This is a genomic window from Microbacterium testaceum (assembly GCF_020781835.1).
GTDB classification, from domain to species: Bacteria; Actinomycetota; Actinomycetes; order Actinomycetales; family Microbacteriaceae; genus Microbacterium; species Microbacterium testaceum_H.
On record NZ_JAJGNJ010000001.1, the window covers coordinates 311,836 to 327,342 of the forward strand.

Here is a 15,507-nt window from a genome sequence, read left to right on the forward strand (position 1 = left end):
AGGGGTGCTGTCGATGACGAGCTGGCGTATCGAGCCGTCCGGTGTGGTTGCCGTGCTGCAAGACGTCAACGTGGATGCCGAAGCCCTCGGCGCCGCGCTGAACACGCTCAGTCCCGCTCTCGAGGGAGCAGTGACCGCGACCCAGTCGGGAGCGATCTCCGAGGCGGTGCAGGCCTACTTCCAGCAGGAGGAGGGCCCGCGCATCCAAGGGATGAGCGCCCGCATCGGCGCGGCAGCGCAAGGCGTCGTGTCGGCCACCGAAGCCTACATCGCGGGTGACACCGAGATGGCGGCGAACGCCCAGACGGCGGCCGTCCACGCCGTGTACCCGCCTTCTCTTCCGCACGGGGTGATGTGATGCCGGATCCGATCGACTACGAGGCCATTCCGGGTGCCGACATCAACCCGGATGCCATCGAAGAGAACGCTCGCACGATCAGCACCGTCTCGGGTCAGGTGTCCGAGCACGGCTCCAACGTGCACTTCAAGTGGCAGGGCATGGCCGGGGTGTACGAGGCCCCGGAGTCACCCACACTCCTGGGGTTGATGGCGCCGGTGTCGTCGCAGGCGACGCAGGTCAGCGACAACCTCGCCGAGGTGTCGGCCGCGCTCACGGCGTTCGCCGCTGATGTGCGTCCGATCAAGGCAGAGCTGGATTCGCTGCGCGCGCAGGCGAAAGCATTCGTGGACTCCGTGCAAGGCGGCGTGCAGGTGCGCGAGATCAACCCCGCGTGGACGGCCGCGCAGTCGCCCTACGGCGGCGCGACCGCGACGCCGACCTATCAGGGTTCGTGGGGCTCGTCGACAACGACGTCATCGAGCGCTGCGACGCCGGAGATGTACCGCACGGTCACCAAGGAGTGGCACGAGTCGCAGGAACACGTCGACCGCAACAACGAACTGCTGTCCGCGGTCAACGCTCAGCAGATCAAGCTGTGGGAAGCAGAGCGTGCATGCGCGAACCGCATCCGGGCGCTCTACGGAGCTGCACCGCTGCACGCTGCGACATCCGAGGACGACGCGCTGGGCTACGGCATCGCCGAGATCCCGGAGGGCACCGAGATGCCCTGGGGTGCTGAGGTCGAGCGCACCGAGGGGTGCGGTGAGGCGACGGCGAAGTTCGTCTTCAAGGATTTCCTGTGGGAGGGCATCGCCGTCGGCGGCATCTGGGGCACCGTGCAGGGCCTCGGGACTCTCGTGCTCGGCTACAACCCCGAGACGGGTGACTTCTTCTCCGGCGACGCGTACGGGGCGGCGTGGGGCAACCTCGGCATGCTGCTGTTCGCGGGCGCCGCGAACACCGGCGTGCTCGCCCCCATCTTCCAGACCGACTCCCTGATGCAGAACATGGGCATGGACGGCTTCCTTCCGCAGGAGGTGCGCGACTTCAAGGCGCAGGCCGATGAAGCCGCCATCAACACCGGCAAGGCGCTCATCGCGTGGGACAAGTGGCAGGACGACCCGGGCACCGCGCTCGGCGAGTCGGTCTTCAACGTCGGCACCGCGCTGATTCCCGTGGGCGGCGCGGCCGTGGCCGGTGTGAAGACCGCGTCGACGGCGGCATCCGTGGTGTCGAAGATGGCCAAGGTCGTGGACTTCGTCGATCCGGCGGCCCTCGCGATGAACGGCGCGATGCGCCTCGGCGGTGCGGGGCTGAACAGTCTCGACGGCATCATCGGTCGCCTCGGTTCGAACGCCACCGACGGCTTCCACCTCAACACCCCCGACATGCCGTTCGTCGCCGACGACGCGGCCTCGGCACTGCGCGCGCTCGACGACGCCGGGGTAGATCTCGACACCGTGACGGCGCGCGTCGAGGACGGCGTCCCCGTGTACGAGTTCCCGCCGACGGATGCCATCCCCTCGGGCCGCATCGAAATGCCCGCCGGATCTTTCGACGGCGTGGGCGGTGGCGACGTGCCCGTGCGCACGGACGCGGGGACGGATGCCGGTGTCACGGCACCCGTGCGCGAGCCCGATCTCATCGGCGCCGGTGGCGTCCGCGGCGAGACGGGTCCCGGTCCGGTGAACCCGATCGTCGAGGACGCCCCCGTCCGCACCGAGACCGGTGGAGCGGGTGAGTCGACGGTCGTGCGCGACCCCTCGACGGAGACCGGCGGCGGCAGCAACCACGCGGGTGGTGAGGGCGGCGGTCACGGTGGCTCCGACACGGGCAACGGCGGTGGCCCGGGCCGCGGCGACGACGCCGGACGCGGCGACGCGGGCCGAGGCGACGACACGACCAACGTCGGCCGCGGCGACGGCGGGTCCGGAGACGACGGCGCGGGTGCGGATCGCGGGGACGACGGAGCCGCCCCCCGTGGACAAGACGGCCAGTCCGACCCGCACAGCACCACGAACGGCGGGGCAGCCGACACTCCGAACGTACCGCCCCACACCGGCCTCGACATGCCGCCTGCGCACACGGGCGCGGATGCACCTCCGCTTCCCCTCGACAAGCTCGACGCGATCAACGACGAATTCCGGCTCCCCTCGGGAGCAGTCGACCCCGCGCGCATGGACGAATGGGCCATGCGGGTTTCCGACGCCTACCCCGCGCTCACTCCGGACCAGGCCAAGGCGATCTACTGGTACACCACGAACGAGGGCTACGACGCGATCAATCCGTACCTGCGAAACTACGGGGACGCGCCGCAGAACGTCGACCTTCTGGAGAGCAGGATCGCAGACTTGACGCAGGGGCTCGCCAACCTTCCCGCGGAGGCAACGCCCGGGCACTACTTCTCCCGCGGAGTCACCATGACCCAGAACCTCCTCGATCAGTTCGAGACAGGGCGGACGTGGAGCGACCCGTCATTCATGAGCACGACGACGGACCCGGGTGTCGCACGCGACTTCGCACTGCAGGCGCTGAGCAAGGGCGAGACACCGGGGATCATCACCATCGACGGCATTACGCCCTCGTCGGTCTCCCCGCTCTCGAGGTACGCCAACGAAGCCGAATTGCTGTACCAGCGCAGCACAACCTTCGACGTCCTCAGCAAGTTCCAAGACGGCAACGGCATCTGGCATGTTCATCTGCGGGAGGTGCGTGAGTGACGGATCCCGGTATCCCGAGCGAAGCGGAGCTCTGGGCACAGCTCGAACGGCACGTCGCGAAGACGCGGGGATCCGTCGGCATCGAAAAGATGCTGGGCGGCCGGTCCAACAACGCTCAGGGTCGATGGACGCGGGCGGCTGTGGACTTCCTGCAGTCCGTCGCCGCGGTGACTCAGGTGGAGAACCGTGGCGACGTGGAGTTCCGCATCGGCGGTGACGACGGTGTGGACGTCCTCATCGATATCTCCGAAGTCCAGGTGCGGAGCGAGGAAGGGCGCCTGTCCACCATCTTGTCGAGGTCGGCGGCCGCGGTCGTCCTCGGTGAATGGGCCCACACGAGGTGGGGCGACAGGTGGACCGCGACCCTGAATTCGTTGGTGGAGCCCCGGCGCGTCATCCACATCGATGAAGGCGAATTCTTCCCCGGGCTCAAGCACGTCGCTCAGAACCCTTCGGGAACGGGCCCGTATCTCTCGGCCTCCTCCGACGCGATGGCCCGGCGCGGGGGACAAGCGGAAGACGTCGGCGACGACGGCGTCGCGCATGCTGTCCTGCAATTGATCGCACAGACGGAGACCCCACGATGAGTACCGCACCCGGTTTGGCCGACGCCCTCGGGGCGCTCCCGCGTTACCGCGGACTGTGTTGGAGGGGTTTCCCTCGGGAGATCACCGCACCGATCCCCCTCGATACGGTGCTCCCCGCGACACGCGACGTCCGACTTGCCACCGGCAATCTGGGCAGCGTCGGTGCGATTGTGATCGTGAGCGCGACTGGCCGGGACGTTGCTCCGCTCTCCGCGTTCCCGCAGGACGAAGAGATCGCCTTCCTGCCCGGCACGACACTGGTCCCCCTCGGTCCCCGGCACATCATCGACGGCATCCCCGTCCAGGTGATCGGGGAGTCCGTCCCGGCCTCCGACCTGGTGGTACCCACGGATGAAGTGCTGGAGGGAGCGATCCGGATCGCCCGGGGTCTGGGCCCGGTGGCCCTGGACCGAGCCACCCGGTTCGGCTGGCGCCCTCAGGGCGATGTCTGAGATCCGACGACGCGATTTCGGCAGGGAGCAACAGGCGCGAGCTGCCGAAACGATCCGCGCCACGGGCACCTGGGTCCGAACGAGCGACGGGTGGTTCGCCTCGACATCGACGATGGCCCCCGGCGAACGAACGGCCGACGTCTTTCTCTACGACCGCGAGGGACTCGGCTATCGAGCCGTGCCGACAGCCGAGGTCGCACAGGTGGAGTACGTCGAAGCCGAGGGACTTTACGAAGGGCACTGGATCCCGCTGGTGTCCACCTGGAAGCAGGATGGAACCCGGGTGCACGGGCCCGTGCCGAGGTCGAGCGCCGACTACTCGGCCGTCCTCTACGTCTACAGCAGCCCGGACTGGCATGCGCTCGTGGCGTTGCCCCGTGCGGAGGTGCACGACGATCGCGGCGGCAACGGCGGTGTCTCGTTCCTGGTGCCGATGTCTGACCTCAGCGACTACCGGGAGAAGGTGATCCTCCTGTGATCGACCCCCGCAACGAGCGGGCACGCGCGCAGCAGCGCGACGAAACGCTCGTGACGATCCGCGCCGAAGGCCTCGGCGGATACCGCTGGTTCGAGGATGCGACCAACGCCACAGACATCGTCGCGATCCAGCGCACGGAGAGCGGCTGGGTGGTCTTCGCAACGGATGAGCGCGCCACCGTAGAGGGCCGCCGCGAGTTCACGGCGGAGGAGCCGGCGCTGGAGCACTTCCTCTCGCGCCTCCGCTCGAGCAACAGCGTCGCCGCGTGGCGCGAGAAGGTTCGCCGGGAGAACGCGCCCCGCTACTTCGTCCGTGAGTTGCGCGTCGACGGTCAGCTGATCCCCGCGCGCCTGTTCCGGCGACGTGAGACCGACCTGGGCCCCGTGGACGAATTCCTCGTGGACGTTGACCGCTGGGGCCCCCGATACGCGCGGAGTCCTGGATCACGGCATCCGCTTTCCCCTGGATTCCGACCTCGAGGAGATCTCGGATGCCGCCGCGAGCGAGATCTCCGCGATGGTCGCGCGGCGCGAATACATCCCGCTGACCGGGCGGTAAGCCGGTAATTCTGCCGTCCCGCGGGTTATTCACGCAAGGGAGGGCCCGAACGGGCGGCGCCATCGCGTCCCGCCTAGGGTGGAAGGTCGAGGGAGGGGGCCCGATGACGAGCACGCACGATCCGTTGCGCCTGGCCGACGTCGATCCGCTGGTCTTCACCGAGCGCGCCCGCGCGGGGCAGATCGTCGGAGCCGTGGCGCTCGACATCGTCATGCCCGTGGCGCTGCTCGCGGCCGGGATCATCGTCATCGTCGCCGGCCCGCCTGCTGCGGGCTGGTTCCTCGTGGTCGCGGCGCTCGCGCTGCTCGCCGTGGCCGTGTGGCTCCTCGGACGCTCCGGCCGCACGCTCGGCGCCGCCACCGTCGACGCACGGATCGTGCGCCGCACGACCGGTGCGGCCGCGGGCTCATCGGCGCTCGGAGCACTGGTCACCGGCAAGCTCGGGATGTTCGATCTCCGGAAGGGTCGAGATCCCTTCGCCCCGGCGATCGCGGCGTTCCAGTTTCCCGACGCCGCCCCGACCGCCGGGCCGAGCCGCGCCCGTCGCGGCCTGGTGCCGACGCTGCTGCTCGACTCCGGCGAGCGACTCACGCTCGACACCGCGCTCGTGCTGGGGCGCGACCCGTCGGCACCGCCCGACGCCCCGGCAGAGGTGTACCGCTGGGCCGACATGTCGCGCACGCTGTCGAAGTCGCACGTGCGGCTCGAATGGGACGGGCGGCAGATGTGGGTCACCGACCTCGGCTCCACGAACGGCACCTTCGTCCGCGGCGCCGGCGCCTCGACTCCGCTTCTCCCCCACCAGCGCACACCTGTGCCCACCGATGTCGTCCTCGAGATCGGTGACCGCACCCTGACCGTTCGGGATGCCGCATGAGCACCGTCGCACACCCCCTCCTGGATGCCGCCGGCCCCGGCTGGGCGGGCACCGAGACGCGCGCGCCGATCGTCGCCCTGACGACGGCGATGAGCGACTTCCTGCACAAGACCGCGAGCCAAGGGCTGCGGCCGATCATCGTGTCGAGCGAGTTCTCCCGCATGACGCAGCCGCTCGCGCAGGTGCTGTCGGCGGTGCAGGGGCAGTGGGTCGTGCGCACGCGGAACGACGGGTTCTACGACGCGCGCACTGGCATCCGTCTCGACGCTCCCGCGGACGCGCTCACCGCCGAGGCGCCGACCGCTGAGAACGTGCATCCGCTCTACGTCCGCGCGCAGGTGGCATCCACTCTGCAGGTCGTGGCGACGGTCTCGACACGGCACCGGGTCACGCGTCCCGTGCGGCTCGGGGGCGTTGCCGAGGCCGCGGTCGCCCTGTTCTCCGGGGCCGAGCCGGCGGCGTTCGGCGCGGTCGAACCGCTGCTCGCGCCCTGGGACCGCGACGACCTCACCGAGCGGTCGCGACGGCGGATCCCGCTCGACAGTCACTGGGTCGCGGTCGGCGCAGGCGACCGGGCCGCGCTGGCAACCGTGCAGGTCGGCCGCACGAGCGAGGGCCTGGAGGAGACGACGCGCGTGTGGGCCGCGGTGCCGGGGGTCGGCCGCGAATCCGGCGCCACCGCGACCGCGGAGGCTCGCGAACTCCTCGCGCGCGCGGCGACGGTGGGACTCCCCCTCATCGGCATCTCGTTCGCCGCGATCGGCGCGCCCGACCTGGCGCGCCGGGCCACGGCATCCCCTCAGCCCGAACCGCTCGCGCTTCTCATCGGACCGGTCGGTATCCGCGCGCTGGGCATCGACGCGAAGCGCTGGATCGACGAGGTGGGCGGCACCACGGTCGGCAGCCCGAGACTTCCCGGTGTTCTGCTGCCTCTCGGCTCGGTCGACGGCGGGGGGTGGGGGCGCCTGAACGATGTGCTGGCGACCCTCGACCCCGAACGCCTCGGCGAGCTCCTGAACCTCGCCCCGCACGTGCGCGCGCAGCTGCGCGTCTCGGAAGGAGTGCGCTGATGCCCGATCAGCGGGACACCGTTCTCATCGAGCAAGCGAAGATCCAGCGCATGCGCCTGGGATCGGCGCTCGTGTACGGGCACATCGGCGAACGCCGCACCGTCAACGACCACATGAAGCGCCTGATGGGCTCGATCATCGTGGCCGCGATCGCATGCGCCGCGTGCGTCGGCGTCTCGTTCGTCTCGCAACTGCTGACCGAGCGTGCCGAACAGGCCAACGCAACCGTTCAGACCCCCACCGGAGCCGTGACCCCGTGAGCATCTACACCCGTCTGACCGTCGCGGGATCCGAACGCCGCGCCGAGGTCGTCGTGCCGAGCGGCGAACCCGTGGGCGCCGCGATCCCGCGCCTCCTCGACCTCCTCGGCGAGACGGCCGGCACGGTGGCGCGTCCGCTCGCCGTCATCGCGCCCGACGGCGAGCAGATCGACATCGCCCTCACTCCGCAGCAGCTCGACCTCGCCGACGGCACTCTCGTGCGCCTGGTCCGGCTGGATGCCGCGCCCCCGCCGCCCGTCGTGATCGATGTCACGGATGCCGCGGCGGACGCGCACGACGCCCGCCCCGACCGGTGGGACGACCGCGCGCGCATGATCGCGGGGGGCACGGGTATCGCCGCGGCCTTCGCGATCGCCGGGTGGCTGTCGCCCTGGTCATCACCGACGCTCGCGGCCTTCGCGCTGCTCGGGGTCGCCGTGCTCCTCGCGGCGATCGCGACGGGTCTGGGGCTCGGCGGACTCCGTCGGCTGTCGACGTGCGTGTCGGCGGCCGCGGCCGGTCTCGCCGTGCCGGTGGGCAGTGCGACCGCGGGCGCGCTGGCATCCGGTCCCCCGGCTCTGCTCGCGGGTGTCGCCGCAACCATCGCCACGGCGTCGACCGTCGCCCTGCTCGGCGTCGGGATCGCGCACCGCCGCCGCGGTGCCGCGTCCGGCGGGGCATTGGGCGCCGTTCTCGCGTCGCTGCTCCTGGGCCTTCTGCTGGCGGGGGTGGATGCCATCGCGGCCTCGGCCATCGCGGGCGTCGTCGCTGCGTTCGCCACCGGCCCGCTGCCCTGGATCGCCCTCTCCGCGGCAGGGCTGACCGACCTCGACCAGCGCGCGGCCGACGGGGCACCGCCCGCCCGTCCCCGCGCCTTCGCCGCGATCGACGAGGCGTACGTCGCCCTGACGTGGAGCGTGGCGGCCGTGGCATCCATCCTCGCCGTCACGGGGGTCGTGCTCGCGCTGTCGGGCACGATCTGGACCGAGCTGCTCGCCCTCGCGTTCTTCCTCGTCGCGGCGCTGCGCACCCGCGCGTTCCCCCTGCGATGGCAGGGCTGGCTGCTGTGGGCTGCGGCGGGCGTGATCTGCGCCGCCGCGCTGACGGTGCTGCTGGTGGGCGGCCTCGGCTGGATCGGGGCGGGGGTGGCCGTCGTCGTGGCCGCGCTCATCGCGACGATGGTGCTGGCGCGTCCGCGTCCGCACGTGCGGGCGCGTCTGCGCGGGCTCGGCAACATCGTCGAGACGCTCGCCGTGGTGTCGCTGATCCCCCTCCTGGTGGGCGCGCTCGGGATCTACGCGGAGCTGCTCGGCATGTTCGGCGGCGGATCGTGACCGTGCTGGACGTGCGGGCCCTGTCGACCGCGGTGTTCGGCAGCGGCGCGAACGCGCGTGTCGAACTCACCTCGTGGGATTCCGCGATCCGCGGTGGTCTGTCGACGACGCGCCGCGTCGGCGTCATGGCGCTGTCGCCGGGTGCGGGGACGAGCACCGTCGCGCACCAGGTCGTCCGCGCGGTCGCCGCGCGCCGCAGCGAACCGGTGCTCGCGGTGGACGTCTCCGCCGGAACGCCCGGACTCGCCGCGCGCCTCGGTGCCGAGCCGGTGCCGCCCGACGACACCCGCGCGGCGGCCCGCACGACGGCCGAGGCGCTGACGGGCCTCGAGGTGCGCGACGGCGTGGTGGCGCTGCGCCCGCGCGACACCGACGACGCCGTCGGGGCGTGGCTCGGCGAGGCGGCGCCGATCACCCGCTTCTTCGACGTCTCCGTCACCGACTTCGGGGCGCGGCATCCGCTCGTCGACCTCGCCGCGTGCGCCGCGCTGTGCGACGTGGTGTGCCTCGTGAGCGACGCGAGCCGATCGCCGGCCGAGCACGCGCGCTCGGTCGTCGACGCGGTCGCGGGACTGCCCGAGTCGCCGTCCGTCGTTCTCGCGCTCGTCGACCGCAGGCGGGAGGGCGACGGTGTCGCCCGGGCGTTCGCGGCCGGATCGGCGCATCCCGTCGTGGGCGTGCCGTTCGATCCGGGCCTCGCCGCCGGCGGCCACCCCCGACGGTCGGCGACGCAGCTGGCCGTGGTGCGTCTGGCCGCCGCGCTCGTCGCCGCGACGGGGAGGGCCGCATGACCGTCCGTATCGTCCATCGCCCCGCGCGCATCAGCGAGGCCGTCGAGCCCGCGGCCGATGTGATCCTGGCACCGCCGCCGCCGATCGGCGAGGGCGCGACCGGGTTCCCGCTGCAGTCGCTGCTGCCGATCGTGGGCAGCCTGTCGTCGATCACGATGATCGTGCTGCTGCGCAACAACCCGATCATGGTCGTGGTGGGCGCTGTCATCCTGGTCGTCGCCCTCGTCGGCGGTCTCGGCATGGCGCTCACGCAGCGCGGCAACGCCGCGCGGCAACGCCGCGTGCAGCGCGAGCGCTACCTCGACTACCTGGAGGAGACGCGCGAGGCGGTCCGGCAGACCGCCGACGCACAGCGCAGCGCGGCCCTCGCGCTGCACCCCTCGCCCGGCACCCTCGTCGAGATCGCCGCCGACCCCGCGCGGCGGTGGGAGCGGCGCCCGGGGGATGCCGACTTCCTCCGCGTCCGCATCGGCACCGGCGACCTGCGCGCGGTCGAGGTGGCCCTGCCGCCCGAGCAGAACCCCGTGCAGCCGTTCGACCCGGTGATGCGCGAGTCCGCCGAGCGTATGGTGCGTCTCGCCGGCGTCGCGCAGGGGATGCCGGCCACCGTCGACCTCGAGCGCGGCGGGCAGGTGTCGCTCGTGGGCGCGCGGCCCGACACTCTGCGGGTCGCGCGGGCGCTGGTGGCGCAGATCGCGGCGTTCCACTCCCCCGACGACGTGCACATCGCGGCCGCCATCGCGCCCGCACAGCGGCAGGACTGGGACGGCCTCGACCTGCTGCCCCACCTCTCCGGAGACACCCCGCCCGCCGGCGCGATCACGGCGCGCCGGATGGCCCCGAGCCTGCCCGAGCTGCTGTCGCTCCTGCGTGACGAGCTGCGCGACCGCGTCGCGACGGCTGCCGCCTCTCGCCGTGCGGGCCGCAAGACGAAGCCCGGGCGTCTGGTGATCTTCGTCGACGAGGCCGATCACGCCGCGTCGCCGGTTCCCCGCCTGGATGCCGCCCTCGACCTGACCGCGCTCGGCGTCACCGTCGTGCACCTCGTCGACGACCGCCTCAAGGAACCGACGACGGTCGCCGTCCGCGTGACCGTCGACGGCGGCACCGCGACGATCGAGACCCCGGGGTCGGGTGAAGCGGCGGTCAGTGGCATCCGGATCGATCCCGTCACCCCCGCCGCGCTCGACGTCGTCGCCCGTCCGCTCGCGGGCCTGCGCCTGACGCGCACCTCGGCGCAGGACACCGGGACGGCGCTCGCCCCCGACGTGACGCAGCTGCTCGGCGTCACCGACGTGGATGCCATCGACACCTCGGCCGCGTGGCGCACGCGCAGCGCCGCGGAGTTCCTCCGCGTGCCGATCGGCGTCGACGACCAGGGCGGCCCGGTGTTGCTCGATCTCAAGGAGTCAGCGCAGCTGGGCATGGGCCCGCACGGCATCTGCATCGGCGCGACCGGTTCGGGAAAGAGCGAGCTGCTGCGCACGCTCATCCTGGGCCTGGCGCTGACGCACTCCCCTGACGACCTGAGCATGATCCTCGTCGACTACAAGGGCGGTGCGGCGTTCGCGCCGTTCTCCCGCCTGCCGCACGTCGCGGGCATCATCGACAACCTCGCCGACGACCCGCAGCTGACCGAGCGCGCTCGCGCGAGCATCCAGGGCGAGGTCGTGCGTCGGCAGCGCCTGTTGAAGGATGCCGGGAACGCGGCATCCATCGGTCACTACCGGCAGATGCGGCGCGAACGTCCCGAGCTCCCCGCGCTCCCCCACCTGTTCCTGGTGATCGACGAGTTCGGCGAGTTGCTGACCGCCGAGCCCGACTTCGTGGAGCTGCTGCTGACCATCGGGCGCATCGGCCGCTCGATCGGCGTGCACCTGCTGCTGTCGAGCCAGCGCATCGAGGGCGGACGCCTGCGCGGTCTCGACACCTACCTGTCGTACCGGATCGGTCTGCGGACGTTCTCGGAGTCAGAATCGGCCGTCGTGCTCGACACCCCCGACGCGTTCCACCTGCCGGCGATCCCCGGTTTCGGGTACCTGAAGGTCGACACGTCGGTCTACACGCGGTTCCGCGCGGGATACGTGTCGGGTCCGGTGCCCGACCCGGTCGAGTCCGGTCCGCGGCACGACGATGCCCCGCCCGTGCTGCGTCTGCCCGCGTACGACCTGCCCGATGAGACGCCCGAGGCCGAGCAGCTCGACAGTGCCGAGCCCGAGACGCCGACGACCGGCCGCACGCTCGTCCAGGCGGCGACCTCGCGGCTCGCCCGCGGCATCGCCCGTACGCGTCCGGTGTGGCTGCCGCCGCTCCCGCCCGTACTGACGCTCGGCGGCGTGCTGCCGCAGGCCGACGGCGCCGGAACGCTCCGGGCGCCGATGGGCCTGCTCGACGATCCGTCGAAGCAGACGCAGTCGCCCTGGATGCTCGACCTCATGCGCTCGGGCGGCCACGTCTCGATCACGGGTGCGCCGCAGTCGGGGCGTTCAATGTTCCTGCGGACGCTCGCCGCATCCCTGTCGTTCACGCACTCGCCGCGTCAGGTGAGCATCTACGGCATGGACCTCACGGGCGGGGGTCTCGCTCGCATCGAGCCCTTCCCGCACGTCGGTGGTGTCGCCACGCGCGGCAACCGCGAGCGACTGACGCGCCTGCTCGAGGAGCTCACCGGCATGCTCGCCGTCCGCGAGCGCGTGTTCCGCGACCACGGTCTCGACTCGCTCGCCGACATGCGCCGCCAGCACGCCGACGGGCGCCTGCCCGATCTGCCGAGCGCCGACGTCGTGCTGCTCGTCGACGGACTCGGGGCGCTGCGGCAGGACTTCGAAGACCTCGAGGCGCCCCTCGCGCAACTGCTCGAACGCGGCGGCAGCTTCGGCATCCACGTCGTCGTCGCCCTCTCGCGCTGGAACGAGCTGCGCATGAACCTGCAGGGGCTCATCGGCACGCGCCTGGAGCTCAAGCTCAACGACCCGGCCGACTCGCAGATCGCGCGGAAGCTCTCGCAGACGCTTCGCGCCGACGAGCCCGGCCGCGTGCTGACCGACGAGAAGCTCTTCGCGCAGATCGCGCTGCCGCTGCTCGAAGAGGTCGACGACGGCGACACCGGTGAGGCCCTCGAGCAGCTCGCGCGTGAAAGCGCGGCCCGCTGGGGCGGCCAGGGCGCGGCGCCCATCCGCCTGCTGCCCGAGGTGCTTTCGCCGGCCGAGCTGCCCGACGCGATCGACGAACCGGATGCCGTGCCCCTGGGCCTGCGCCAGGACACGATGCAGCCGGTGTCGCTCGACCTCGTCACGCGCGACCCGCACCTGCTCGTGCTCGGCGACAGCCGCTGCGGCAAGACGACGCTGCTGCGCGGAATCGTGCAGGGGGCGATCGACCGGCACTCGGCGGAGGAGCTGGTCGTCGCCCTGATGGACGCGCGCGGCGAGCTGGCGGCGGAGGTTCCGGATGCCTACCTCGGCGGGCACGCATCGTCGGGTCGGCAGGCGCGGCTGCTGGCCGAGTCGATCGCGGTCGAACTCGAGAAGCGCGCGAACGATCGCGACGCGGGGCCGCGGATCCTCGTGATCGCGGACGACTTCGACATCCTCGCCGCCGGCGGCACCGAGCCGCTGCGGCCGCTGCTGCCGTACCTCGCGTCGGCGCGCGACCTGCGCCTGAACGTCGTGGTAAGCCGCCCCGTCGCGGGTGCGTCGCGCGCGATGTTCGACGTGGCGTTGCAGGGCATCCGCGACACCGGCGGCACCGCGCTGATCATGTCGGGCGACCGCTCCGAGGGCGCGCTGCTGCCCAAGCTCTACGCCGAACCGATGATCGCCGGCCGCGGTCGTCTGGCCCGTCGCGGCGAGCGTCCGACCCTGGTGCAGGTGGCGAACTTCGCCACGAGCGAGGGTGAGGCGGAGGGTGCTTCGCCGGTCGGCGCTCCGGCGGAGGCGGTGCCTTCGGTGGATGCCGATGACGCGGCGTCCGTGGATGAGACGACGCGCGAGGTCGTTCCCTCGGCGGTGTCGGTCGCTTCGCCGGCCGTTGAGGCGCCCGCACCGGTTCCCGCAGCGCCGTCGGCGTCTTCGGACGCCGAGGAGCGACCCCTGACCCGACGGAGGAGAGGCAACCGTGCCCCGTAGCAGCGTCGCGTTCACACGCGAACCCGTCGATATCGACGCCCTGGCCTCCGCCGTCTCGGCGGTGCTCACGCCCGACGAACTCGCCGCGACGCCGGTGGAGATCCGGCCCCTGGACGACGGCGCCGCCGCTCAGGTGCTCATGCTCGACCGGGTCGTGCTGACCGTGCTGAGGCCCCGGCTCACTCCTGCGCCCGCGGAGCTTTCGCGCGTGTACGGCGCGGTCGAGGTCGCGCCGGACGCGCGGTGGTCGAGCGAGTGCTTCACGACCTGGGAGCCCGAAGGACTCATCGGCGTGCGGCTGCTGGAAGCCGCCGCTGTGGCGCGGGGCGGGGTCGCAGCGCACCTGGGCTGAGCTTCACCAGCGTGCCCCTCGCTGAACGCGAGGGGAGATGTCGGGCTGCGGTTCGGAGAATCGACCTTCATTCGGTCGCTTCAGCAACGGCCCGACCCGAAAGGCACAGCCATGTCTCCGACACCCGATCAGAACTCCGCTATTACCCCCCCCCCCCCCCCGCTGATCTGAATCGCCGCACGATCCTGCAGGGCGCGGCCTGGACCATCCCCGCCATCGCCGTCGCCACCGTTGCGCCCGTTGCCGCCGCAGCGTCCAACGACGCCGTCCTCGCCTTCAATCAGTCGACGTACACCGGGGTCGCGTGCGGCACCATCACCGGCGCCTACGTCACCGTCACCGTCGGCGGCACTCCCACTGCCGGCCGCTCCGTCACCACGACGTTGAGCGGCGGGTACACGTTCGCCGACGGATCGACCACGAACACGCAGGTCAGCGATAGCAGCGGCCGCGTGAATCTGCCGGCGATCGATGTGCCCTCTCAGGGCAGCGACGGCTCACTTACGGCCATCTCCTCCGGCGCCACCCAGGCCACTGCAACGGTGACCGCAACAGCGGCTGCCAGCAAGCTGGTCGGGTTAAGCGCGAACAACAACGCCTTCCCCGCGCTCCCCGCCGGGATCACCGCCGGCGAAGTCGCGTGGGGAAGCCAGGGAAGCAACTCCTACGCGTTCTTCGTCGGCAGCGACGGCTACCTCTACCGATCCGCCAACCAAGGCGCCTGGACCAAGACCTCCCCCGCCGGAGTCACCCACATCAGCAGCACCAACGCGGGCAGCCTCATCTACAGCACCGGTACCACCGTCGGCAGCAGCGCGAACAACAATGCCTTCCCCGCGCTCCCCGCCGGCATCACCGCCGGCGAGGTCGCAATCGGCACCCAAGGCGCCAACGTCTATGCGTTCTTCGTCGGCAGCGACGGCTACCTCTACCGGTCCGCCAACCAAGGCGCCTGGACCAAGACCTCCTCCGGCGGGGTCACCCACATCAGCGGCACCGAAGCCGGCAGCATTGTTTACAGCACCGGCACCACCGTCGGTAACAGCGCGAACAACAACGCCTATCCCGCGCTCCCCGCCGGTATCACCGCCGGCGAAGTCGCATACGGGAGCCAGGGAAGCAACTCCTACGCGTTCTTCGTCGGCAGCGACGGCTACCTCTACCGATCCGCCAACCAAGGCGCCTGGACCAAGACCTCCCCCGCCGGAGTCACCCACATCAGCAGCACCAACGCGGGCAGCCTCATCTACAGCACCGGTACCACCGTCGGCAGCAGCGCGAACAACAATGCCTTCCCCGCGCTCCCCGCCGGCATCACCGCCGGCGAGGTCGCAATCGGCACCCAAGGCGCCAACGTCTATGCGTTCTTCGTCGGCAGCGACGGCTACCTCTACCGGTCCGCCAACCAAGGCGCCTGGACCAAGACCTCCCCCGCCGGAATCACCCACATCAGCGACACCGACGGCGGCAGCCTCATCTACTCCCTCGCGTCGACCTGCTGATCTGAGGCCTCGGACCGCCCGGGCCGCTCGACACCCACTCAGGGTTCGCACGAAACATT

At 71.4% G+C, this 15,507-nt stretch carries 14 protein-coding genes; all 14 read left to right on the forward strand.

All coding sequences use genetic code 11. The features are described from left to right. Positions 1-13 precede the first annotated feature (13 nt). The 14 genes from LL239_RS01515 to LL239_RS01580 all read left to right on the forward strand — a co-directional run bounded on the left by LL239_RS01515 (position 14) and on the right by LL239_RS01580 (position 15,448). The gene (locus tag LL239_RS01515; protein ID WP_228161669.1) at positions 14-358 is read left to right on the forward strand and encodes a DUF6507 family protein; all 345 of its coding nucleotides are present in this window, start codon (positions 14-16) and stop codon (positions 356-358) included. Further along, positions 358-3,060, forward strand: a complete 2,703-nt coding sequence (locus tag LL239_RS01520) for an ADP-ribosyltransferase (RefSeq protein ID WP_228161670.1) — start codon at positions 358-360, stop codon at positions 3,058-3,060. Before LL239_RS01515 ends, LL239_RS01520 begins: the two co-directional genes overlap by 1 nt. Beyond that, complete coding sequence (locus LL239_RS01525; protein WP_228161671.1) at positions 3,057-3,647, forward strand: hypothetical protein; 591 nt, start codon at positions 3,057-3,059, stop codon at positions 3,645-3,647. Before LL239_RS01520 ends, LL239_RS01525 begins: the two co-directional genes overlap by 4 nt. Next, positions 3,644-4,099: a hypothetical protein gene (locus LL239_RS01530; protein WP_228161672.1), complete on the forward strand. Its 456-nt coding sequence runs from the start codon at positions 3,644-3,646 to the stop codon at positions 4,097-4,099. Before LL239_RS01525 ends, LL239_RS01530 begins: the two co-directional genes overlap by 4 nt. Before the next feature lie 112 nt (positions 4,100-4,211). Then, a complete protein-coding gene (locus LL239_RS01535) occupies positions 4,212-4,577 on the forward strand; it encodes a hypothetical protein (protein WP_228161673.1) in 366 nt (121 codons plus the stop codon). After that, positions 4,574-5,143: an Imm59 family immunity protein gene (locus tag LL239_RS01540; protein ID WP_228161674.1), complete on the forward strand. Its 570-nt coding sequence runs from the start codon at positions 4,574-4,576 to the stop codon at positions 5,141-5,143. The genes LL239_RS01535 and LL239_RS01540 overlap by 4 nt, the downstream gene beginning before the upstream one ends. Before the next feature lie 95 nt (positions 5,144-5,238). After that, complete coding sequence (locus tag LL239_RS01545; protein ID WP_228161675.1) at positions 5,239-6,012, forward strand: FHA domain-containing protein; 774 nt, start codon at positions 5,239-5,241, stop codon at positions 6,010-6,012. After that, positions 6,009-7,082 carry a DUF6177 family protein gene (locus LL239_RS01550; protein WP_228161676.1) on the forward strand — a complete coding sequence of 358 codons (1,074 nt, stop codon included), beginning with the start codon at positions 6,009-6,011 and terminating at the stop codon, positions 7,080-7,082. Before LL239_RS01545 ends, LL239_RS01550 begins: the two co-directional genes overlap by 4 nt. Then, entirely contained in the window at positions 7,082-7,342 is a 261-nt protein-coding gene (locus LL239_RS01555; protein ID WP_228161677.1) for a hypothetical protein, read from the forward strand. Before LL239_RS01550 ends, LL239_RS01555 begins: the two co-directional genes overlap by 1 nt. After that, positions 7,339-8,676 (forward strand): EsaB/YukD family protein, encoded by a 1,338-nt coding sequence (locus tag LL239_RS01560; RefSeq protein ID WP_228161678.1) that lies wholly within the window; start codon positions 7,339-7,341, stop codon positions 8,674-8,676. The genes LL239_RS01555 and LL239_RS01560 overlap by 4 nt, the downstream gene beginning before the upstream one ends. Next, a complete protein-coding gene (locus LL239_RS01565) occupies positions 8,673-9,467 on the forward strand; it encodes a hypothetical protein (protein ID WP_228161679.1) in 795 nt (264 codons plus the stop codon). The genes LL239_RS01560 and LL239_RS01565 overlap by 4 nt, the downstream gene beginning before the upstream one ends. Continuing rightward, the gene (gene eccCa / locus LL239_RS01570; protein WP_228161680.1) at positions 9,464-13,594 is read left to right on the forward strand and encodes a type VII secretion protein EccCa; all 4,131 of its coding nucleotides are present in this window, start codon (positions 9,464-9,466) and stop codon (positions 13,592-13,594) included. Before LL239_RS01565 ends, eccCa begins: the two co-directional genes overlap by 4 nt. Further along, positions 13,584-13,946 carry a hypothetical protein gene (locus LL239_RS01575; RefSeq protein WP_228161681.1) on the forward strand — a complete coding sequence of 121 codons (363 nt, stop codon included), beginning with the start codon at positions 13,584-13,586 and terminating at the stop codon, positions 13,944-13,946. The genes eccCa and LL239_RS01575 overlap by 11 nt, the downstream gene beginning before the upstream one ends. Before the next feature lie 11 nt (positions 13,947-13,957). Beyond that, the gene (locus LL239_RS01580; RefSeq protein ID WP_228161682.1) at positions 13,958-15,448 is read left to right on the forward strand and encodes a hypothetical protein; all 1,491 of its coding nucleotides are present in this window, start codon (positions 13,958-13,960) and stop codon (positions 15,446-15,448) included. The last annotated feature ends 59 nt before the right edge of the window (positions 15,449-15,507 follow it).

Bases quoted from the DNA above. Each gene is read 5' to 3' on its own strand.
- LL239_RS01515 (WP_228161669.1), top strand. From the start codon at position 14: ATGACGAGCTGGCGTATCGAGCCGTCCGGTGTGGTTGCCGTGCTGCAA.
- LL239_RS01520 (WP_228161670.1), top strand. From the start codon at position 358: ATGCCGGATCCGATCGACTACGAGGCCATTCCGGGTGCCGACATCAAC.
- LL239_RS01530 (WP_228161672.1), top strand. From the start codon at position 3,644: ATGAGTACCGCACCCGGTTTGGCCGACGCCCTCGGGGCGCTCCCGCGT.
- LL239_RS01535 (WP_228161673.1), top strand. From the start codon at position 4,212: ATGGCCCCCGGCGAACGAACGGCCGACGTCTTTCTCTACGACCGCGAG.
- LL239_RS01545 (WP_228161675.1), top strand. From the start codon at position 5,239: ATGACGAGCACGCACGATCCGTTGCGCCTGGCCGACGTCGATCCGCTG.
- LL239_RS01550 (WP_228161676.1), top strand. From the start codon at position 6,009: ATGAGCACCGTCGCACACCCCCTCCTGGATGCCGCCGGCCCCGGCTGG.
- LL239_RS01555 (WP_228161677.1), top strand. From the start codon at position 7,082: ATGCCCGATCAGCGGGACACCGTTCTCATCGAGCAAGCGAAGATCCAG.
- eccCa (WP_228161680.1), top strand. From the start codon at position 9,464: ATGACCGTCCGTATCGTCCATCGCCCCGCGCGCATCAGCGAGGCCGTC.